At 36.3% G+C, this 20420-nt stretch carries 18 protein-coding genes and 2 riboswitches; of the genes, 13 read left to right on the top strand and 5 right to left on the bottom strand.

Features of this window, described 5'->3' with window-relative positions; translation table 11 throughout:
- From Q0A18_RS04955 to Q0A18_RS04945, 3 genes are all read right to left on the bottom strand, one after another.
- The coding region (locus tag Q0A18_RS04955) for a cbb3-type cytochrome c oxidase subunit I (protein ID WP_292009067.1) at positions 1-969 on the bottom strand (969 nt) is incomplete at its 3' end.
- A gap of 5 nt (positions 970-974) precedes the next feature.
- Complete coding sequence (gene ccoS / locus Q0A18_RS04950) at positions 975-1199, bottom strand: cbb3-type cytochrome oxidase assembly protein CcoS (RefSeq protein WP_292009066.1); 225 nt, start codon at positions 1197-1199, stop codon at positions 975-977.
- A 111-nt stretch (positions 1200-1310) separates the two neighbouring features.
- Entirely contained in the window at positions 1311-3689 is a 2379-nt protein-coding gene (locus Q0A18_RS04945; protein WP_292009065.1) for a heavy metal translocating P-type ATPase metal-binding domain-containing protein, read from the bottom strand.
- Positions 3690-3778: 89 nt separating this feature from the next.
- Between Q0A18_RS04945 and Q0A18_RS04940 the strand changes: the two genes are divergently transcribed.
- The 11 genes from Q0A18_RS04940 to Q0A18_RS04890 all read left to right on the top strand — a co-directional run bounded on the left by Q0A18_RS04940 (position 3779) and on the right by Q0A18_RS04890 (position 12517).
- Entirely contained in the window at positions 3779-4492 is a 714-nt protein-coding gene (locus tag Q0A18_RS04940) for a Crp/Fnr family transcriptional regulator (RefSeq protein WP_292009064.1), read from the top strand.
- A gap of 63 nt (positions 4493-4555) precedes the next feature.
- Positions 4556-5371: a 3-methyl-2-oxobutanoate hydroxymethyltransferase gene (gene panB / locus Q0A18_RS04935; protein WP_292009063.1), complete on the top strand. Its 816-nt coding sequence runs from the start codon at positions 4556-4558 to the stop codon at positions 5369-5371.
- Between the two features lie 46 nt (positions 5372-5417).
- Positions 5418-5726, top strand: a complete 309-nt coding sequence (locus tag Q0A18_RS04930) for a hypothetical protein (protein WP_292009062.1) — start codon at positions 5418-5420, stop codon at positions 5724-5726.
- Positions 5727-5734: 8 nt separating this feature from the next.
- Positions 5735-6415 carry an RluA family pseudouridine synthase gene (locus Q0A18_RS04925; RefSeq protein ID WP_292009061.1) on the top strand — a complete coding sequence of 227 codons (681 nt, stop codon included), beginning with the start codon at positions 5735-5737 and terminating at the stop codon, positions 6413-6415.
- A gap of 107 nt (positions 6416-6522) precedes the next feature.
- A riboswitch (TPP riboswitch) is annotated at positions 6523-6620 on the top strand.
- Between the two features lie 58 nt (positions 6621-6678).
- A complete protein-coding gene (gene thiS, locus Q0A18_RS04920) occupies positions 6679-6885 on the top strand; it encodes a sulfur carrier protein ThiS (RefSeq protein WP_292009060.1) in 207 nt (68 codons plus the stop codon).
- A 10-nt stretch (positions 6886-6895) separates the two neighbouring features.
- Positions 6896-8707 carry a phosphomethylpyrimidine synthase ThiC gene (thiC, locus tag Q0A18_RS04915; RefSeq protein ID WP_292009059.1) on the top strand — a complete coding sequence of 604 codons (1812 nt, stop codon included), beginning with the start codon at positions 6896-6898 and terminating at the stop codon, positions 8705-8707.
- Entirely contained in the window at positions 8704-9288 is a 585-nt protein-coding gene (locus tag Q0A18_RS04910) for a thiamine phosphate synthase (protein ID WP_292009058.1), read from the top strand. Before thiC ends, Q0A18_RS04910 begins: the two co-directional genes overlap by 4 nt.
- Before the next feature lie 6 nt (positions 9289-9294).
- Positions 9295-9909, top strand: a complete 615-nt coding sequence (gene thiE, locus Q0A18_RS04905) for a thiamine phosphate synthase (protein ID WP_292009057.1) — start codon at positions 9295-9297, stop codon at positions 9907-9909.
- On the top strand, positions 9906-10679 hold the full coding sequence (locus tag Q0A18_RS04900; RefSeq protein WP_292009056.1) for a thiazole synthase: 774 nt from the start codon (positions 9906-9908) through the stop codon (positions 10677-10679). The genes thiE and Q0A18_RS04900 overlap by 4 nt, the downstream gene beginning before the upstream one ends.
- A 6-nt stretch (positions 10680-10685) precedes the next feature.
- Positions 10686-11810 (top strand): 2-iminoacetate synthase ThiH, encoded by a 1125-nt coding sequence (thiH, locus tag Q0A18_RS04895; protein ID WP_292009055.1) that lies wholly within the window; start codon positions 10686-10688, stop codon positions 11808-11810.
- Positions 11807-12517, top strand: a complete 711-nt coding sequence (locus tag Q0A18_RS04890; protein ID WP_292009054.1) for a HesA/MoeB/ThiF family protein — start codon at positions 11807-11809, stop codon at positions 12515-12517. The genes thiH and Q0A18_RS04890 overlap by 4 nt, the downstream gene beginning before the upstream one ends.
- 70 nt (positions 12518-12587) lie before the next feature.
- On the opposite strand, the gene Q0A18_RS04885 is transcribed toward Q0A18_RS04890, so the two are convergent.
- Both Q0A18_RS04885 and Q0A18_RS04880 read right to left on the bottom strand, forming a co-directional pair.
- Entirely contained in the window at positions 12588-14798 is a 2211-nt protein-coding gene (locus tag Q0A18_RS04885; protein ID WP_292009053.1) for an outer membrane beta-barrel family protein, read from the bottom strand.
- A gap of 137 nt (positions 14799-14935) precedes the next feature.
- Positions 14936-17206, bottom strand: coding sequence for an aconitate hydratase (locus tag Q0A18_RS04880; protein ID WP_292009052.1), 2271 nt, complete (start codon positions 17204-17206; stop codon positions 14936-14938).
- Positions 17207-17385: 179 nt separating this feature from the next.
- On the opposite strand from Q0A18_RS04880, the gene Q0A18_RS04875 reads away from it, so the two are divergent.
- Together Q0A18_RS04875 and Q0A18_RS04870 are read left to right on the top strand one after the other, a co-directional pair.
- Positions 17386-18147, top strand: coding sequence for a WG repeat-containing protein (locus tag Q0A18_RS04875; RefSeq protein ID WP_292009051.1), 762 nt, complete (start codon positions 17386-17388; stop codon positions 18145-18147).
- Between the two features lie 41 nt (positions 18148-18188).
- A riboswitch (TPP riboswitch) is annotated at positions 18189-18278 on the top strand.
- Positions 18279-18327: 49 nt separating this feature from the next.
- The coding region (locus tag Q0A18_RS04870) for an outer membrane beta-barrel protein (RefSeq protein ID WP_292009050.1) at positions 18328-20420 on the top strand (2093 nt) is incomplete at its 3' end.

The raw sequence follows: 20420 nt of genomic DNA, 5'->3' as shown, positions 1-20420 counted from the left end.
ATCCCACGCTCCTCTCAATGTAAGAAGCCCGTTTAACATACCTCCCCAAGACGGAGCGATCAGCATGATAGAGAATCCTGTTCCCAATGCCTGAGCCCAAGCAGGTAATGCAGTATACTGAAGGTGGTGAGGACCAGCCCAGATATATACGAAGATCAAAGACCAGAAGTGGATAATTGAAAGTTTATATGAAAATACCGGACGATCTGCTGCTTTAGGCAGGAAGTAATACATCAGACCCAATACAGGAGTTGTTAATACGAATGCCACTGCATTGTGACCATACCACCATTGTACAATAGCATCTTTTACACCGGCATACATGGAGTAAGATTTCCAGCTTGTGAAAGATAGAGGAACTTCAAGATTATTGAAGATATGCAGCATTGCTATGGCAATCCATGTCCCGATAAAGAACCAGATAGCTACATAAAGGTGTCTTACTCTTCTCTTGGCAATGGTACCAAACATATTGATTCCGAAGATTACCCAAGAGATGACAATTAAAATGTCAATAGGCCACTCATGTTCCGCATATTCTTTTGAAGTATTGATTCCCATAAAAAAGGTAATCACTACCGAAATAATCATGATCTGCCATGTCCAGAAATGCAGCCAAGATAGAGTATCACTGAACATTCTTGTTTTAAGCAATCTTTGTAAGCTGTAATAAGCCCCGCAGAAGAATGAATTACATACAAATGCGAAGATTACCGCACTTGTGTGAAGCATTCTGATTCTTCCAAAACCAAATGCACCATGGGTATTGACTAACCCCTGGATGTTTCCGGAAGCTAAACTCTTAATAGTGGTATCATCTGTACCGAATAAGAATTCGGGAAGTTCCGGGTAAAACAGCATCAGTGCTGCTGTAAGCCCGAACAAAAACCCTACAAGCCCAAAAACAATGGTCGCGTAAAGAAATGCCCGAACAATACTGTTGTCATAACTAAACTTTTGTGTTTCCATATCAACTATTCACTTTTTTCTTCAATTTTTTTATCTTCTCCCTTTTCTTCGTCGTCAGTTTTGTTGCCATTACTTTCATCTTCCTTCACTTCATCGGAATCAAAAAGTATTCGTACAGCCGGAGATTCATCATCTTCAAACTGTCCTTTTTTGGCGTTTACTATAAAAACGACCAGAAAAATTGCAGCTAAAGAAACACTGCATAGGATCATTAAATATAGAATATCCATTGGACAACAAAATTAACCTATTTTCGGGTTTCAAATTTAGTGAAAAATAATGACATTCATCACGAAATACTAAATTGACCTAATTTAAAATCAGTCTAAATAAGGAGGTTTTCAAGCTTTTTTACCGAAGTATTTGTTGCCTAATAACCAGGTGGAAAAAGTAGTAAATGCAACCACTGTTATAGAACTTATTGGCATTAATATAGCAGCGAAAAGAGGAGACATATGTCCTGTCACAGCAAAGCCTAGTCCAATGATATTGTATAAGAAACTGATTATGAATGTGAGTTTTACAATTGTTATGGAGCCTTTACAAACATTAAGGTAGCGATCTAATGTAACAACTTTTTCTCCATTCATAATCACATCAGAAGATGGGGTGAAGGTATTGGTGTCATCCGCAATAGCGATCCCTACGTTACTTTGCTTAAGGGCTCCTGCATCATTGAGTCCATCACCAAGCATGGCTACTTTTAAGTGTTTGTCCTGTAGTTCTTTAATGTAATTGAGTTTATCTTCGGGACTTTGATTGAAGGCCATGGCACTGTAATTCGGAATCATATCCTTTAATTGTTCTTCCTCCGAAGAATTATCTCCGCTCAATATAAATATTTTATAATGGGTGAGTTTCTTAAATAGATTCTTAAGATTTTCGCGATATTCATTCTTGAAGATGAACTTCCCTAGAAATTCATCGTTTTTACTTATATATACGGCTGTTTCCAGGTTTTTTGATTCTTGGTTGTTGTATCGGGCAGAGCCAATCTTGTAGATGTTTCCTCTTATATTTGCTTCATAACCCTTTCCTGAAATTTCCTGAAAGTTTTCCACCGGTAAATATTCATCAGGAATCTCGATAAACTCGTATAAAGATTTAGATAACGGGTGGTTAGAATTTTTCAAGAGAGATTTTATATTGGCAAGATCAAACTCCTGAATGGAGGAGCCTTCATATTTGATGTTGGATTTCTTTCTATGGGTAATTGTTCCTGTTTTATCAAAAGCAATTGCGTTGATCTTGGCGATTTTTTCTATCGTTAATGTATCTTTTACATAGAACTTATTCCTGCCTAAAATCCTCATAATATGTCCAAAAGTAAAAGGTGCTGAAAGAGCAAGTGCACATGGACAGGCAATAATTAAAATAGCACAGACTACCTGGAACATTTTTTCAAGATCAATAGAATACCAATAGATTCCTGCGACTAAAGTAATTCCTAAGATGATGAATGTGAATTGCTTACTGATGCTATTCGTTAGTGTGTCTAATCCTGTTTCATGTTTTTTGAATGCTTCTTTATTCCAAAGCTGTGTCAAATAACTTTGATTAACATTTTTGATTACTTCTAATTCCAGCGAAGATCCTAGCTGCTTTCCTCCGGCAAAAATCTTATCACCCGGTTTTTTACTTATACTTACGCTTTCTCCGGTAATAAAACTGTTGTCAATATTGCCTTCTCCGTTGATCAGAATGGTGTCTACGGGAATGATTTCCTGATTTCTAACCAGAATCCTATCCCCAATTTGAATATTGGATAATAATATATTCTCTTGTTTGCCATTGAAATCAACCTTAGTTACGGCAATAGGGTAGAAGGATTTGTAATCCCGGTCATAGGATAATGCACTATAAGTTCTTTTCTGGAATATTTTGCCCAGCAGCATCCAGAATAGCAGTCCGCATAACGTGTCAAAATATCCTGGTCCATAGTCGGTTACTACCTCGTAAATACTTCTTCCGTAGAGCATGAATATCCCTAAGACTATAGGTACATCAATATTGATAATCTTATTTTTAAGACCATACCATGCCGATTTATAATAATCTGAAGCGCAATAGAACACAATAACTGTTGCGAAAAGGAAAAGAATTAGTCGGAAGAAATTTTTGTTTTCTTCTACCCAGCTGTCATTCGCTCCAAAATATTCAGGAAAACTTAGAAACATTCCGTTTCCAAATGCAAATCCTGCAATCGCAAATTTTATTAAAAGACTTCTGTCAAAATGATCTTCTTTTTGTTCAACAGTTTCTAAATTAATAACAGGCTTATACCCTAAGTTAGTTAAAAATTTAGCTAATTCGCTTAATTTAAGATCGTTATGATTGAATGAAACCTGTAAGGTTTTTCTGGTGAAATTAACTTGAGAGTATTTGATGTTCTTATTGATTGTATGAAGACTTTCCAATAACCAGATGCATGAAGAACAATGTATTACCGGAACTTTAAAGGTGACAAGGCTTGTATTTCCTTCAGAAAAATCAGTTACCTTGTCAAAAATTTCAGGAGTATCCAGATAATCAAATTGTGAAGAATTTTCGTCACTTGGTCTGATTCCCGCTTTTTTATTTAATTCGTAAAAATTACTTAAATTATTGGTGTTCAGTATCTCGTATACTGATTTACAGCCATTGCAACAAAAGATCTTATCATCAAAAGGAATTCGCTCCTTTTCTATACTCTGCCCACAATGATAACAATTTTCACTCACCACCCTATATTATTGACATACAAAATTATAACAATTTTTTTTGTTTATAGAGTTAAAAAGTTATATTTTTGTGATAAATATCATATAGAATGTCGCAGGAACAACAGATTGCTATTGAAGAGAGGTTCGCCAGAGTTTTTAATGATAAATCCTTTAAGGAAAGACTTTCCGAAGCAGATTTTGAGAAATATCTCACTGCTAAGAAAAAGTTAAATTTCCAGAAGCATGAAATCATTTTTGAAGATGGAGAATCCCCAAAAGGTGTTTTTGTCATAGAAAAAGGTGCTGCAAAACTTTCTAAATCAGGAGCGTTTGGTAAAGATCAGATTCTGAGATTTATTAAGGAAAAAGATATTATTGGACATCGGTCATTACTGTGTGGAGAAAATTTTCAGGCGAAAGCTGAAGCCATGACAGATATTGAATGTGTTTTTTTGCCTGCAGATATTTTTATGTATTTACTTGAGGTAGATCCCCAATTATCTTTTGTGATGTTGCAAAAGATTTCTTATGAATTGGGGGAATCTTCCAACACTATTACTTTCTTGGCCCAAAAAACTGTCAGAGAAAGATTAGCTGAAATCTTGCTACTATTGGAGCAGAAACTCGGAGTAGATCCGGAAGGATTCATCAAGATTTCTTTAACCAGAGAAGAGATTGCCAATATTATTGGTACAGCTACGGAGAGTGCCATTCGATTGATTTCCGAATTTAAGCAGGATAGTCTGATTGAAGTTGATGGAAGAAATATCAAAATATTAAATCACGATAAACTCATGAAACTCGGACATGTAGTTTTGTAAAAAATAATCTATAAAAATCTAAGTCGGCGCAAGCCGACTTTTTAACTTTAATCCCCATATTTTATGTCTGTTCATTCTGAAATTAAAAAGGTTACTACCGAAACCTTACGAAAAATGAAATTCGATAAGGAGAAAATAACAATGCTTACCGCATATGATTATACTACAGCCAAAATGGTTGATGCAGGTGGTATAGATGCTGTACTTATAGGAGACTCTGCTGCCAATGTTATGGCAGGCTTTGAGACTACTTTACCCATCACACTTGATCAGATGATCTACCATACTCAAAGTGTAGTTCGTGGAACAGACAGGGCTTTAGTAGTTGCAGATTTGCCTTTTGGTACTTATCAGAGTAATGCGGAAAAGGCATTGGAATCTGCTGTAAGGATGATGAAAGAAGGCGGTGCGCATGCAATTAAGATTGAAGGAGGAAAAGAAATTTCAAAGCCGATCAAAAAATTAATCCATGCAGGAATTCCTGTTATGGGACATTTAGGGCTAACTCCACAGTCTATTTATCAGTTCGGGACTTATAAAGTAAGAGCTAAAGAAGATGAAGAAGCGGAAAAATTGATTCGTGATGCTCAGCTATTAGAAGAATTAGGATGTTTTTCCGTAGTTTTGGAAAAAATTCCTGCTGACTTAGCTAAAAAGGTTACAGAAAGTATTTCTATACCAACTATCGGGATCGGAGCAGGACCACATTGTGATGGACAGGTATTAGTATATCATGATATGGTTGGGATGAATAAAGGCTTTTCGCCTAAATTTTTGAGAAGGTATCTTGATCTTTATACTGAAATAACAGGAGCGGTAGCTCAGTACGTTAAAGATGTTAAAGAAATGGATTTTCCCAATGAGAAAGAAAGCTATTAATTGTTATAAAGATTATTGATTGTTATATTTTTACTAAGAACACGAAATGACACAAGGAATTATTTCTATTATTGCCCTGGTATGCCTAGGCGCAGGCTTATTTAATTTCTTTTCACCAGAACTGAATAGTCTGCTTTCCCGGAAAATATTTTATATTTTGATAGGAATTGGTTTTTTTGCAGAAGCAACTTTTCTTTCGAACAGAAGCTTTGCTTATCCCCTGTATGCAGCCGCTTTAATGTGTGTATTGGGGGCTTATCTTCTTACAGATACCCGCTTTGCAGCAATAAAAACCATAGGACTTATCATTGGAGTGATTTTCTCACTATGCAATAGGACCAGGCATACACTTTAAATAAGACTATGAAAGATCAGATTCTTTATGAAGATAATCATCTTTTAATTATTAATAAAAAAGTAGGACAGCTCGTTCAGGGAGATAAAACCGGCGATGAGTCCTTGCTGGATTCTATAAAGAATTTCATTAAAATAAGGGATGCCAAACCGGGAAATGTTTTTCTTGGCTTGGTTCACCGTATCGATCGCCCTACTTCGGGGCTGGTTATTTATGCGAAAACCTCTAAGGCACTTTCCCGTTTGACGCAAATGGTCAAAAATAGAGAAATCAAAAAGACTTACTGGGCAGTGGTGGCTAAAGAACTTATTCCTCAGGAACAGAGGCTGGTCCATTATTTAAAGAAAAATGAGAAAAATAATAAAGCGATTGTTTTTCCTAAAGCTACCGATGGTGCAAAAGAAGCGATCTTAACCTATCATGTCATTAAAAGTCTGGATAATTATCTTCTTCTTGAAATTGATTTGGAAACGGGAAGGCATCATCAGATCCGCGCCCAGCTATCCAAAATCGGAATACCCATAAAAGGAGATTTGAAATACGGTTCACCACGTTCAAACCCGGATGGCGGAATAAATCTTCATGCAAGAAAACTTGAATTTATTCATCCTGTTACTAAAGAAAGAATTGAAGTAGTAGCACCCGTTCCACAGAACGAAGCAATCTGGAGAGCATGTGAAGATTCTTAGTTTAAAAATGATCTAATAAAATATAAAGGCTGTCTTAATAAGGATAGCCTTTTTTTGTTTAAATAAAACTAAAGTTTTGCATATTCTGAAAAAATAATTAACTTCGCCTCATACTTTAGGGGTGTCTGTTATCAACAGGCTGAGATTTTACCCTTTGAACCTGATTCTAGATCATACTAGCGTAGGAAAAAGTAGATGACTTTTGTGTTGTACATTCTCTTGTACCATAATAGCCATTCCTAAAGTGTATTAAAAAATTAGGAATGGAACTTATAATCAACCACACACGAAAAATATTCGAAATACCTCCCCGTAACCTGGAAGCATTGCTCATTATGGAAATGTCCCAAAAGAAAAACGGGATTGCTGTAGCTGTGAACAACCGGATTGTTCCCAGATCTTCATGGCCGGAAACCATTCTGAAAGATAAAGACTCTATTTTAATAATCACTGCCACTCAAGGCGGTTAAATATACTTCTATGGCATATTCTATTACATGTTCACCATTTCCGAACTCAAAGAAAATTTATATTGAAGGAGAAATATATCCTATTCGTGTAGCTATGCGGGAAATTCAATTGGGCCCTACAAAATTAACGAGTGGAAAATTAGAAAATAATCTTCCGGTAACGGTATATGATACATCTGGACCTTATACGGAGGAAGGTGTAGCTATTGATATTAAAAAAGGGCTCCCAAGAATTAGGGAACAGTGGATTCTGGATAGGGCTGATGTTGATATTTTAGACAGGATTACTTCAGAATATGGAAGGACCCTTTTCGCAAACCCTGAGTTGGACCATTTACGGTTCTCTTATAATCATCAACCTAAAATTGCTAAAGAAGAAAAAGAAATAACGCAGCTCTATTATGCGAAGCAGGGAATTATTACACCCGAAATGGAATATGTTGCGATTAGAGAGAATCAGAGGATGGAGCAGCTTAATCTGGTTTCAGAAGACTTAAGAGTTCAGCATTTCGGTAATAGTTTTGGTGCAAATACTCCTCAAAATAGAATTACTCCAGAATTTGTAAGGAATGAAATTGCAGCAGGAAGGGCTATTATTCCTAATAACATCAACCATCCTGAAAGTGAACCTATGATTATTGGCCGGAATTTTCTGGTAAAAATCAATGCGAATATCGGAAACAGTGCTGTTTCTTCGAGTATTGAAGAAGAAGTGGAAAAAGCGGTATGGGCATGTCGCTGGGGAGCGGATACCATAATGGATTTGTCCACAGGAAAAAATATTCATGAAACCAGAGAATGGATTATAAGAAACAGTCCCGTCCCTATCGGAACGGTTCCTATCTATCAGGCATTGGAAAAAGTAAAAGGAGTTCCGGAAGACCTTACCTGGGAAATATTTAAAGATACACTGATTGAGCAGGCAGAACAGGGTGTATCCTATTTCACGATTCATGCCGGTGTCCTGTTGCGCTATATCCATTTAACAGTTAACAGGATTACAGGAATTGTTTCCAGAGGAGGATCTATTATGGCAAAATGGTGTCTGTATCATCATAAAGAAAATTTTCTTTACACCCATTTTGAAGAGATCTGTGAAATCATGAAGAAATATGATGTAGCATTTTCCCTAGGAGATGGCTTGCGCCCCGGTTCTATTGCAGATGCCAACGATGTTGCACAATTTGCTGAATTGGAAACATTAGGGGAACTAACTAAAATAGCATGGAAGCATAATGTACAGGTGATGATTGAAGGACCTGGCCATGTTCCTATGCACATGATTAAGGAGAATATGGATAAGCAGCTGAAAGAATGCCATGAGGCTCCATTTTATACCCTGGGACCGCTTACCACAGATATTGCTCCCGGTTATGATCACATTACTTCAGGAATTGGTGCTGCTATGATCGGATGGTTTGGCTGTGCGATGCTGTGTTATGTTACCCCAAAAGAACATTTAGGCTTACCCAATAAGAAGGATGTAAAAGATGGAGTGATTACTTATAAGCTGGCAGCTCATGCAGCTGATCTGGCGAAGGGACATCCCGGAGCTCAGTACCGGGATAATGCTTTAAGTAAAGCCCGTTTTGAATTCAGGTGGGAAGACCAGTTTAATTTATCATTAGATCCCGATACGGCAAGGTCATATCATGATGAAACATTACCGGCTGAAGGAGCAAAAATCGCCCATTTCTGTTCCATGTGCGGTCCTAAATTTTGTTCCATGAAAATTACTCAGGAAATAAGAGAATCTGCTGAAATGGGAATGCTTGATAAATCAAAAGAATTTATAGAAAAAGGAAAAGAGATTTATTTATGATTATTGTGTTAACTCCTGAGAGAAACTTTAGTGGGGAAGCCGATTGGATCAATAAACTCTTTGGGGAAGGATTGGATCTTCTTCATATCCGGAAACCCTTTTTTAAAAAGGAGGATTTGGTGAATTATCTGAATAAAATAGATGAATCTTTTTATTCCAGGATTGTTTTACATGCTCATTATGAACTGGGAGAACAATATGGTATTTCAAGGTTTCATTTTAGAGAACAGGATAGGCTGGATAAAGTACATCAATTGTACATACATAATGTATTGTCGACTTCGGTTCATGATATTTATTCTTATAATACTCTAAATAAAGAATGGGAATACGCTTTTCTGAGTCCGTTTTTTTTAAGTATTTCCAAACAGGGATACGGCCTTGATTCAAAGCTTTCGGATACACTTGAACAAAAAAATAATCAGCAGGTTAAATTAATTGCATTAGGTGGACTTGATGAAAAGACAATAGTTTCCATTAAAGATAAAAATGTAGACGGTGTGGCGCTGTTAGGTGCTATTTGGCAAAATGATAATCCTCTGTCAGCATTTAAAAAAATCAAAAGAGCTTTTGAAAATTAATACTTCATGGAAAGATTACAATACATATCTCAGGGAAATACGGCTTTAGAACAACAAATTAATATACAGAAAGCTTTAGATGCCGGGGCTGGATGGATACAGGTAAGATGGAAAAATGCGACTGAAGACTCTTTGAGAAAATTATGCTGTGAGGTGAAAATCCTTTGCAAGGAATATCAGGCTTCATATATTGTTAATGACCGGGTTGATATTGCAAAGGAAACTGAAGCAGACGGTGTTCATCTTGGATTGAATGATGGGCCTGTAAAAAATGCAAGAGTAATTTTGGGAGCACATAAAATTATCGGAGGAACCGCCAATACTTTTTCTGATGTACTTCATAGGATAGAAGAAGAATGTGATTATATCGGATTGGGGCCGTTTAGGTATACCCCAACAAAAGAAAAACTCAGTCCTGTTTTAGGCTTAGACGGCTTTCAGCAGATTTTTCAAAAACTGAACGAGCAATTATCAGTACTTCCTAAAATATATGCTATAGGAGGAATTGTTTCAGAAGATATTAAAATATTAAAAGAGCTGGGCCTATATGGAGTTGCCATATCTGGAGAAATCACCAATAACCCGGATAAAACTTATAAAATAAAAGAACTTTTACAATGAATGAAAAATTAAAAATAGCAGACAGAGTTTTTGATTCCAGATTATTTCTGGGAACGGGTAAATTCGGAAATATGGCAGAAATGGCTTCTTCAATCATAGCTTCAGAAACTGATATGGTGACTATGGCTTTGAAAAGAATAGATGTTTATTCTGAAGAAGATGAGCTAATGAAAGCACTGAACTTAACTAAGGTTCATCTTTTGCCCAATACTTCTGGAGCAAGAACAGCTAAGGAAGCTGTATTAGCTGCTCAGCTGGCAAGAGAGGCATTGGAAACCCATTGGGTAAAACTGGAAATACATCCGGATCCGAAATACCTGCTGCCCGATCCGATTGAAACATTATATGCAACAGAAGAATTGGCTAAACTCGGATTTATTGTAATGCCTTATATACATGCTGATCCTGTGTTATGCAAGCGCCTTGAAGATGTTGGAACGGCAGTCGTAATGCCTTTAGGAGCTCCGATCGGAACAAATAAAGGGTTGCGGACCTTAGATTTTTTGGAGATCATCATCGCACAATCTAAAGTTCCGGTGGTGGTGGATGCGGGAATTGGGGCCCCATCTGATGCGGCAAAAGCAATGGAAATGGGTGCTGATGCAGTTCTTGTTAATACAGCAATTGCAGTCGCAGAAAATCCAATAGAAATGGCTCTGGCTTTTAAAGAAGGAGTGATAGCAGGAAGAAGGGCGTATAACTCAGGGTTAGGAGCGGTTAATCACCATGCAGAAGCATCAAGTCCTTTAACTTCTTTTCTGTTTAAATAGTTTCTTATGAGCCGTTTTCAACAAATTTTCGGAAATTATGAATGGGAAGCAGTTAAAAGCAAGATCAACACTGTTACTTTATCAGATGTTCATAAAAGTTTAGGTAAAAAGAAAAAGACAGTAGATGATTTTCTGAATCTTATCTCACCGGTTGCTTCTCAGGAGTTAGAGTATATGGCAGGGATTACTAAAAATAGCACTCAGAAAAGATTTGGGAAAGTGATTCAGTTATATGCACCACTGTACCTTAGTAATGAATGTCAGAATATATGTACCTACTGCGGATTCAGTCTGGATAATAAATTAAAAAGGAAAACATTGTCGGATTCAGAGCTAATGCTTGAGGCAATGGCTTTGAAAGCAATGGGTATCAATCATCTTTTATTGGTAAGCGGTGAAGCTAATACAACAGTGGGAATCAATTATTTTTTAAATGCAATGCATTTACTTAAACCTTATTTTTCTAATATTTCGATAGAGGTTCAGCCTCTTTCCGAAGAAGAATATTATTTATTACACAAAGCAGGTGTACATTCAGTATTGGTGTATCAGGAAACTTATCATAAAGAAGTTTATAAACAATATCATCCCAAAGGTAAAAAATCAAATTTCACTTTCCGTTTGGATACACCGGACAGAATTGGAAAAGCGGGTATTCATAAAATGGGATTAGGAGTTCTTTTAGGGTTGGAAGACTGGCGTGTGGATAGTTTTTTTAATGTATTACATATAGATTACCTACAAAAGGAATATTGGAAAAGTAGATTTTCAGTTTCGTTTCCTAGATTAAGACCGGCAGAAGGAATTATTGAACCTAACTTTATTATGGAAGATAGGGATTTGCTTCAATTGATCTGTGCCTACAGGATATGGAATGAAGATATTGGAATATCCATCTCCACAAGGGAAAATGAAATATTCAGGAATCATATTATTTCTTTAGGAGCAACAACTATGAGTGCAGGTTCAAAGACAAATCCCGGAGGATATGTGGTCGATCCAAAATCTTTGGAACAATTTGAAACAAGTGATGAAAGAAGCATGAATGAAATAAGGCAGGTAATAAAAGCTGCAGGCTATGATCCTGTAATGAAAGACTGGGATGCAGTATACAATAACACAAGTATATGAAAGTAAAAGATTATTTTGTTAGATACAGCAGGCAGATATTTATCGATGAAATAGGATTGGATGGACAAAGAAAAATCCGTGATGCAAAAGTTCTGGTTATAGGGGCCGGTGGATTAGGAAGTCCTGTTATTCAATATCTGGCAGCAGCAGGTGTCGGAGTACTGGGAATAGCAGACTTTGATAGGGTTGAAGTTCATAATCTGAATAGGCAGGTTATCCATGCGGAAAATAGTGTAGGGCACTGTAAGGTGAATAGTGCATCTCAATTTGTAAATGCACTTAATAGTGATGTAAAGGTAGTGGGAATTGAAGAGAAGATCGGAAAATCCAATGTGGAAGAAATACTGTCTTCTTATGATATTATTGTTGACTGCACAGATAATTTTACAAGCCGATACCTTATCAATGATCATAGCGTCTCTTTAGGAAAACCTCTGGTATACGGAAGTATACTGGGATTTTCGGGTCAGGTTGCCTTATTTAATTATAAAGGAAGTAAAAACCTGAGAGATGTTTTTCCAAATCCCCCTTCTGAGGAAGATGTGCCGGATTGTGACCGCCTTGGAGTTCTGGGTTCCTTACCAGGAATTGTAGGAAGTATGATGGCTCATCATACATTAAAATTAATTATAGGGCTGCCTGTGCCTTTGAATCAGCTAACCCTTATTGATTCATTGAGCTGGAGATTCCATACTATAGAATTTTGAAATCATTCATTATTCCATCATGAGAGGCTGGCTTAAAACTTTATATTTATTTTAAGTCAGCCTTATTTAATTATTGCCCGGGTTGCATGATACCTTTGTCCTCTTTTTTTGTATTATTGAGGATATTGGGATCTTCTTTGGCCAGTTTATTTCGTGTCGGAATCTTATAATTAACAGATAACCCGAAATTTCTTGTATCATATTTATTACTTAAGAAGACGCTCTGTCCTGATGGAGGATTTGATCTTACATACATCCTCTGACTGTTGAAGATATCATTGGCGAAGATGGAAAGAGTAAGCCTGTTATCCATAAACTTTTTAGTAAGTGTAAGGTCAAAAGAATTATTGAATGGTTTTTCTGCTACAAAATAGAAATATCCGGACTTTGCTGTGATATAGCTGTAATTAGCAGTTAATTTGATGTCTTTTGGTAAAATCACCTGAGTCATAATATTAAAAATCCATAGTCCCTTATTACTTATATTATCAATATTATGTTTTTGATAACCTGCGTACAGGTACATAAAATTAATCTTATCCGGATTGAAGTCAAACTTCATAATTTCACTTAAAGGTTTGCTGAAGATCATAAACGGAACAGGAACTCCTACATTGAAATTATGAATAGTCATATTGGAGATGTTCACCTGCTCATTATAAATATTTTTTCCGTCTCTCCTGATAATCTGGGCTACCTGGTTTTTAGCGGAGCTTACATTGTAGCCAATAAATGCATAGTCAAACGCTGATAATTTTAATTCATAATTATCAAAAATGGTGGGCTGAAGGTTAGGATTTCCGTTGATCTGTGTATTAGGCCCTGCGAAAGTGGTATTGTTAGGGTTAAGTGCTGAGATACTTGGTAGGCTTATTTTTTTGTTATAATTCGCAGCTACATATACCTGGTTCATCAAATTATACTGAACACTTGCATTGGGAAAGAACTTAAACTTACTGAAAGGGATCAGGTCTTTCTGAATAATGGTATTGGTGCTGTCAATCGTCCTTGTGATTCCTGAAATATCATAGTTTTCTGCTCTTGAACCTAGAATGAAATCAAATTTTTTCAATTTCGCCTGAAATTCAAGATAAGTAGATGCTGTTTGCCTTTGATATTCCAAGTTGGTTATACCTTTGCTTTCAGTATCAAAATTTTGTTTCTCATATAGACCTCCGAAGCTTACTTTTCCAGCATCCAAGATATTGATTGGCTGAGAATAGTCTACTTTAAAATTAGTAACTCTCATAAGAGAATTGTTCTTCAGAATATTGGATCCGGGGAAAGAAAAGGTTTCATGATCATCCGTATAAAAACCATTTCTGAAAATGTTGTCCTGATTAAACTTGCTGTCTGATTGGGTATATCCTAACTGGAAATCCAACTTCTGAGATTTGTCATCAAAACGTTTCTGATAAGTAATTACAGCTTCCTGACGCAGATTGTTGGTGTTGGAAATATCAAAGGATTCAAAATAAGCCTCTTTTGTAAGGCTTGGATTAAGATAATAGGCAAGATCGGCAAGACCATTACTTGAAGTATAGTTGTTGTTATAATTATGATAGATATCGTAGTTTAATAATAACCTGTCTAAGCCCAAGTCGAATGTTAATCCTGATTTGGCAAAATAACCACGTCCCGTACGGTCGCTATTACTTAATAATAGATCATCCTGATTGGTATTCAGCATACTTTCACGGTAATTTTGACCTATATTCAGCTGCCACCCGAAAATTTTATTTCTTGCATTAAGGTTAATGGAATTGGAAGTCCTGCTTCTGAATTTATCATAATTGGTAAAGGAATAATTACCTGAATAGGTAGCTGTTAAATATTTATTAGCATTTTTATTGGTAATGATATTCATAATAGCTCCACCTGAAGTAGCCGGAAACTCGGCTCCGGGCTGGGTAATTACTTCAATTCGATCTACCGAATTGGCTGGCATTCCTTCTAAGAAAGAATTCAATTCGTTGGATGTGATATTGAGAGGTCTCCCGTTAAGATATACATCCAGCATTTTTCCCTGATACATCATCCCTGCAATATCGGTGGAAAGAAGTCCCGGAAGTTTCTTTATTCCCTCCAGTACATTTCCGTTATTAAGTTGAGGTTGTTCAGAAAAATCAAAAATAGTACGATCTGCCTTTTGCTCTACGGCTTTTTTTGTTTTCGTGATAGTGACCCCTTCAATTTCCTTTTCTTTTACAGTGGTTGTTTTCTCCTGAGAAAAGATAGTAATTGTACTTAAGAGGGAAAGTGTGAAAAGAGATTTTTTCATTAAGTGGATTCTTTAACTGGTTAGACGCTAAAAAGCAAAATTTGTTACAGGAACGCTTATAATTGAGTTAATGTATCTGTCTGTACATCATAAAAAAAGCCTTGAATTTGCAAGGCTTTTTTTATGATAACTAAGAATTAGTTTGCTTCTTGTCTCTTAATAAGGTTAAGAGCTGAACCAGCTTTGAACCAATCGATCTGTTGATCGTTATAAGTATGGTTGGCCATAATGATGTCTTTAGTACCATCAGCATGAACAAACTCTAGAGTTAATTGTTTTCCTGGAGCGAATTGATCTAAATCCAGGAAGTTTACAGTGTCATCTTCTAAGATTTTGTCATAATCAGCTTCATTAGCGAAAGTTAACCCTAACATTCCTTGTTTTTTAAGGTTGGTTTCGTGGATTCTTGCAAATGATTTTACCAATACAGCTTTTACTCCAAGATGTCTAGGCTCCATTGCAGCGTGCTCTCTTGAAGACCCTTCTCCGTAGTTTTGATCTCCTACTACGATAGTCGGGATTCCAGCAGCTTTGTAAGCTCTTTGGACAGCAGGAACTTCACCATATTCACCTGTTAATTCGTTTTTAACTTTATTGGTTTCCATGTTGTAAGCATTCACAGCTCCGATCAACATGTTATTTGAAATATTATCAAGGTGACCTCTGTATTTCAACCATGGTCCAGCCATGGAAATGTGGTCAGTTGTACATTTTCCGAAAGCTTTGATTAGAATTTTAGCTCCTTGGATATTTTTACCGTCCCAAGCCGGGAATTCTTCTAATAACTGAAGTCTGTCAGAAGTAGGGCTTACGTTAACCACTACACTTGATCCGTCTTCAGAAGGTGCCTGATAACCATTGTCATCTACAGCAAATCCTTTAGAAGGTAATTCATATCCGTTCGGCTCAGCTAATTTTACCTGATCACCGTTTTCAGCAGTTAAAGTATCTGTAATAGGGTTAAAGTCTAATCTTCCGGAGATTGCAACAGCAGCTACCATTTCCGGGGAAGCTACGAATGCATGAGTATTAGGGTTTCCGTCAGCTCTTTTTGCAAAGTTTCTGTTGAAAGAGTGAATAATAGAGTTTTTCTCGCCTTTTTCAGCTCCTTCTCTGTCCCATTGTCCGATACAAGGTCCACAAGCATTAGTAAAGATTCTTGCGTTTTCAAATTTTCTGAAAGAATTTAAGAATCCATCTCTTTCTGCTGTGAATTTCACTTGCTCAGAACCCGGATTGATACCTAAAATAGCTTTTGGTTTTACTCCTTTTGATACTGCATCTTCTACGATAGAAGCAGCTCTTGATAAATCTTCATAAGAAGAGTTGGTACAAGAACCGATCAGTGCCCATTCTACCTCAAGTGGCCATCCGTTAGCCTCAGCTTTAGCTCTGAATTCAGAAACTGGAGTAGCTAAGTCCGGTGTGAAAGGACCATTAAGGTGAGGTGCTAACTCAGAAAGGTTAATTTCAATTACCTGATCGAAATATTGTTCAGGATTAGCATATACTTCAGCATCACCTGTTAAATGTTCAGCAATTTTATCAGCAGCATCTACTACATCTTGTCTTCCTGTAGCTGCTAAATATCTTCTCATGGAATCATCATATCCGAAAGTAGAAGTCGTAGCTCCGATTTCAGCACCCATGTTACAGATTGTTCCTTTACCGGTTGCAGAAAGAGATTCAGCTCCTTCTCCAAAATATTCAACAATGCATCCAGTTCCTCCTTTTACAGTAAGGATTCCTGCCACTTTTAGAATAACGTCTTTTGCGGAAGTCCATCCACTCATTTTACCGGTTAATTTTACACCGATAAGTTTTGGCATTTTAAGTTCCCATGCCATTCCAGCCATTACATCTACAGCATCTGCTCCACCTACACCAATAGCTACCATTCCTAAACCTCCTGCATTTACTGTATGAGAGTCGGTACCGATCATCATACCTCCAGGGAATGCATAGTTTTCTAATACAACCTGGTGAATAATTCCCGCTCCGGGTTTCCAGAACCCGATTCCGTATTTGTCACAAACAGAACTTAAAAAATTGAATACTTCTGAGTTTTTATTGATCCCTTCCTGTAAATCTTTATCAGCTCCAACTTTTGCCTGGATAAGGTGATCCGCATGGGCAGTAGAAGGTACAGCAACCTTAGCTTTTCCTGCCTGCATAAATTGTAATAAAGCCATCTGTGCAGTAGCATCCTGCATTGCTACTCTGTCCGGAGCAAAATCAACATATGAATTTCCTCTTTCATAAGCCTGTGTAGCATTTCCCTCCCAAAGGTGGGTATATAATATTTTTTCTGATAAGGTAAGAGGCTTTCCAACTGTTTTCCTTGCCGCAGCAATTCTTTCAGGATAACGCTCGTACACCTTTTTGATCATATCAATATCAAATGTCATATCTCAAAAATGTTTTAAAATTATCAAACAATTAAAAATGTTCCCAAATTTACAAAATTTTAATATTTCTTCAGGATGAAATTATTTAGATTGTTTATAAATATGTTTTTTATATTTTCAATATTCGATATCTATAAAAATTTCCTACTTTTGCAAAAACAAAACAAACAATGATGATTATGAAAAATAATATCCACATTCTAGGGATATTTCTTTTAATGCTGGTTTTCTCCCAATCCCAAGCTAAACCGGCAGGCAATTCCTATGCTGAAATTTCTAAAGCACATTTTGATAATGATTCTATCCATAAAGGAAATATGCCGGATACCAATCTTGATATCCCTCGCTTGATTCCTAAAAAGAAAAATGGAAAATTCGGATATGTAAACCAAACCGGGAAATTTATTATTCAGCCAGAATATCATATCGCAGTTTTCTTTAGTGAAGATTGTAACCTGCTTAATTCAAGCAACGAAAAAGCAAGAGAATTCGGTACAAAGGATTATGCTACGGTTGAAAAAAATATGATTTCCTATAGAATAGACCAAACAGGAAAAAGAGTTTACCAATACAAAGATGAAGATTTAGGAATCTGTAAAAGCGAATATAGAAAACAACAATTTCAGGCTTATGTGGCAAATGGTTTTTATGGAATCGTTGAAGAAGCTAAATTTATGAATCCTGATGATCCTTCTCAATACAGAATCTATCCAAAATATCAGTACCTACATGTTATGGAAGGAGATAATATTGGAAATCCAATGGTCATTGCGATCCTTAACGATAAGTTTGGTGTGATTGATGTAAATGATAATATTATTGTGCCGTTTGAATATGCGGATATTAAAAGAAACTTTAGCTGGAAGTTAGGTAAAATGTTTGAAGTTACTAAAGACGGTAAAAATTATTATTATATTGATGCAAATAATAAAGCTTATTAATTAATAAGCTTGCTCAATAGTATATTTTTTGTAATTTCGCGACTGAAATAAAGGGGTGCTGTAGAAGGCTGAGATGATACCCAATGAACCTGAGCAGGTAATGCTGTTTAGGGACGGTTGCGAGAATTATATATCTTATAAATCCCCTTTTATTCCATTAAATTTTTAAAATTTATACGAATGAAAGGTTTTTTTTTAGGGCTTATTACAACAAGCTCTTTCGGTCTGCTTCAAGCTCAGAATATAGACTCTTTGAAAACAAAAGAGATTGAAGCTGTTAATTTTACAAGAAGACTTCCAGTAGCAAAAGAGATTATTAATGTTCAGAAAGATTTGGATAATAAAAATCTTGGGCAGGATTTACCTATTCTGTTGAAAAATCAGACTTCTATTATCTCTACTTCTGATGCCGGAAACGGAGTTGGGTATACGGGTTTTAGAATTAGAGGAGTGGCAGGGAGAGGAATTAATGTGATGATGAACGGAGTTCCTTTTAATGATTCGGAAAGCCAGGGAACATTCTTTGTGAATGTTCCGGATTTGACGAGTTCTGCATCTCAGATCGTTATCCAAAGAGGGGTAGGAACTTCCAATAATGGGGTATCGGCCTTTGGGGCAAGTATTAATGTTATTTCTAAAGATCCGCAAGATCAGTTTTATATTAAGACAGATGACAGTTATGGTTCTTTTAATACTTATAAATATTCAGCAGAATTAGGATCCGGTAAATTTTGGAAGGATAAACTGTCCTTAATGGGGCGTTATTCTTATATTCATTCCGACGGCTATATCGACAGGGCTTCATCGGATTTACATTCTTATAACTTTACGGCATTGTATGAAGAAGGTAAAACCAGAATAAGGCTGCTGGCTTTTGGGGGAAAGGAAAAAACATATCAGGCCTGGAATGGAATAGACAGGAAGACATGGGAGACTGACCCTAAATTTAATGTTTCAGGCGCCATTTATGATGCTAACTGGGAAAATATTACAGGTTTTTATGATAATGAAACTGACAATTACAGACAAAACCATTATCAATTGCTTTGGGAACAGGATATTAATGACCGCTGGAATCTTGAAACTACTTTTCATTATACAAAGGGAAAAGGGTATTATGAGAACTATAAACAAGGTGATCCTTTCTCCAGATATAACCTTCCCGACCTGGTTATTAATAATGAAACTGTAAAGACCTCGGATTTTATCAGAAAAAAGTGGCTGGATAATGACTTCTATGGAGTTGTTTCTACAATGTATGGGAAATTTGATAATTGGGATGTTAATTTCGGAGCAGTTGCTAATCAGTATTATGGAAGACATTTTGGAAATGTAAGAGACATGTTCCATCCCGAAATCGAAAAATATGAGTATTACAGAAGCCGATCCGTTAAGAATGAAGTTTCCGGATTTGTAAAGGCACTTTTCAGAGTTGATGATTTCGAGTTTTTTGGAGACCTCCAGTTGAGAAATATTGATTATAACACAAAAATTCTGATGGAAGGGGATGGTGAAGGAGCTAATCTTGATAAAAATTGGTTGTTTTTTAATCCTAAAGCGGGAGTTAATTATAAAATCAATAAAGGGAAAATCTTTTTTTCCTATGCTCATGCTCATCGTGAACCTAACAGGGATGACTTAATTGCAGATCCTAATGTAAAGCCGGAAAAGCTTCATGATTTCGAAGCGGGAATAGAGAAGCAATTGGGAATTGTTTCCCTTACAGGGAACCTGTATTATATGTATTATGTCAACCAATTAGTGCTTAACGGGCAGATCAATAATGTCGGTGAATTTATCAGGACAAATTCAGGAAAAAGTTACAGAAGGGGAATTGAACTTGGAGCTTTAGCCAAAATTTCGAAAATGTGGGAGGTTTCAGGAAATATGACCTGGAGCCAGAATAGAAACCTGGATTTTCGATTGGAAAATGGAGATAGAGTTCAGGAGCTGGGTAATACACAAATTTCTTTCTCACCGGATTTCATAGGGAATTTATCATTGAAGTTCAGTCCGTCTGAACATTTCCAATTCTGGTTAAATGGTCAATATATTGGGGAACAGTATCTGGACAATTCGGAAGAGAAAAGTCTGCTGCTCAATGATTATATACTGGCAGATCTCAATGCCCAATATCAATTTAAAATAGCCAATAATGATATTGCTTTAAAACTATTGGTTAATAATCTTTTTAATAAGAAATATGTAAATAATGGATATGTCTATGACTCGAATCCTTATTACTTTTCCCAGGCCGGAACAAACTTTATGTT

This window comes from Chryseobacterium sp. (assembly GCF_022712095.1).
GTDB lineage: Bacteria > Bacteroidota > Bacteroidia > Flavobacteriales > Weeksellaceae > Chryseobacterium.
The sequence above is the reverse complement of the archived record's forward strand: the minus strand, read 5'-3'. Positions and strand labels throughout refer to the sequence as shown.

Bases quoted from the DNA above. Each gene is read 5' to 3' on its own strand.
- panB (WP_292009063.1), top strand. From the start codon at position 4,556: ATGTCTGTTCATTCTGAAATTAAAAAGGTTACTACCGAAACCTTACGA.
- Q0A18_RS04910 (WP_292009058.1), top strand. From the start codon at position 8,704: ATGATTATTGTGTTAACTCCTGAGAGAAACTTTAGTGGGGAAGCCGAT.
- ccoS (WP_292009066.1), bottom strand. From the start codon at position 1,199: ATGGATATTCTATATTTAATGATCCTATGCAGTGTTTCTTTAGCTGCA.
- Q0A18_RS04925 (WP_292009061.1), top strand. From the start codon at position 5,735: ATGAAAGATCAGATTCTTTATGAAGATAATCATCTTTTAATTATTAAT.
- thiH (WP_292009055.1), top strand. From the start codon at position 10,686: ATGAGCCGTTTTCAACAAATTTTCGGAAATTATGAATGGGAAGCAGTT.
- Q0A18_RS04885 (WP_292009053.1), bottom strand. From the start codon at position 14,798: ATGAAAAAATCTCTTTTCACACTTTCCCTCTTAAGTACAATTACTATC.
- thiC (WP_292009059.1), top strand. From the start codon at position 6,896: ATGGCATATTCTATTACATGTTCACCATTTCCGAACTCAAAGAAAATT.
- Q0A18_RS04900 (WP_292009056.1), top strand. From the start codon at position 9,906: ATGAATGAAAAATTAAAAATAGCAGACAGAGTTTTTGATTCCAGATTA.
- Q0A18_RS04875 (WP_292009051.1), top strand. From the start codon at position 17,386: ATGAAAAATAATATCCACATTCTAGGGATATTTCTTTTAATGCTGGTT.
- Q0A18_RS04940 (WP_292009064.1), top strand. From the start codon at position 3,779: ATGTCGCAGGAACAACAGATTGCTATTGAAGAGAGGTTCGCCAGAGTT.
- Q0A18_RS04890 (WP_292009054.1), top strand. From the start codon at position 11,807: ATGAAAGTAAAAGATTATTTTGTTAGATACAGCAGGCAGATATTTATC.
- thiE (WP_292009057.1), top strand. From the start codon at position 9,295: ATGGAAAGATTACAATACATATCTCAGGGAAATACGGCTTTAGAACAA.
- thiS (WP_292009060.1), top strand. From the start codon at position 6,679: ATGGAACTTATAATCAACCACACACGAAAAATATTCGAAATACCTCCC.
- Q0A18_RS04880 (WP_292009052.1), bottom strand. From the start codon at position 17,206: ATGACATTTGATATTGATATGATCAAAAAGGTGTACGAGCGTTATCCT.
- Q0A18_RS04930 (WP_292009062.1), top strand. From the start codon at position 5,418: ATGACACAAGGAATTATTTCTATTATTGCCCTGGTATGCCTAGGCGCA.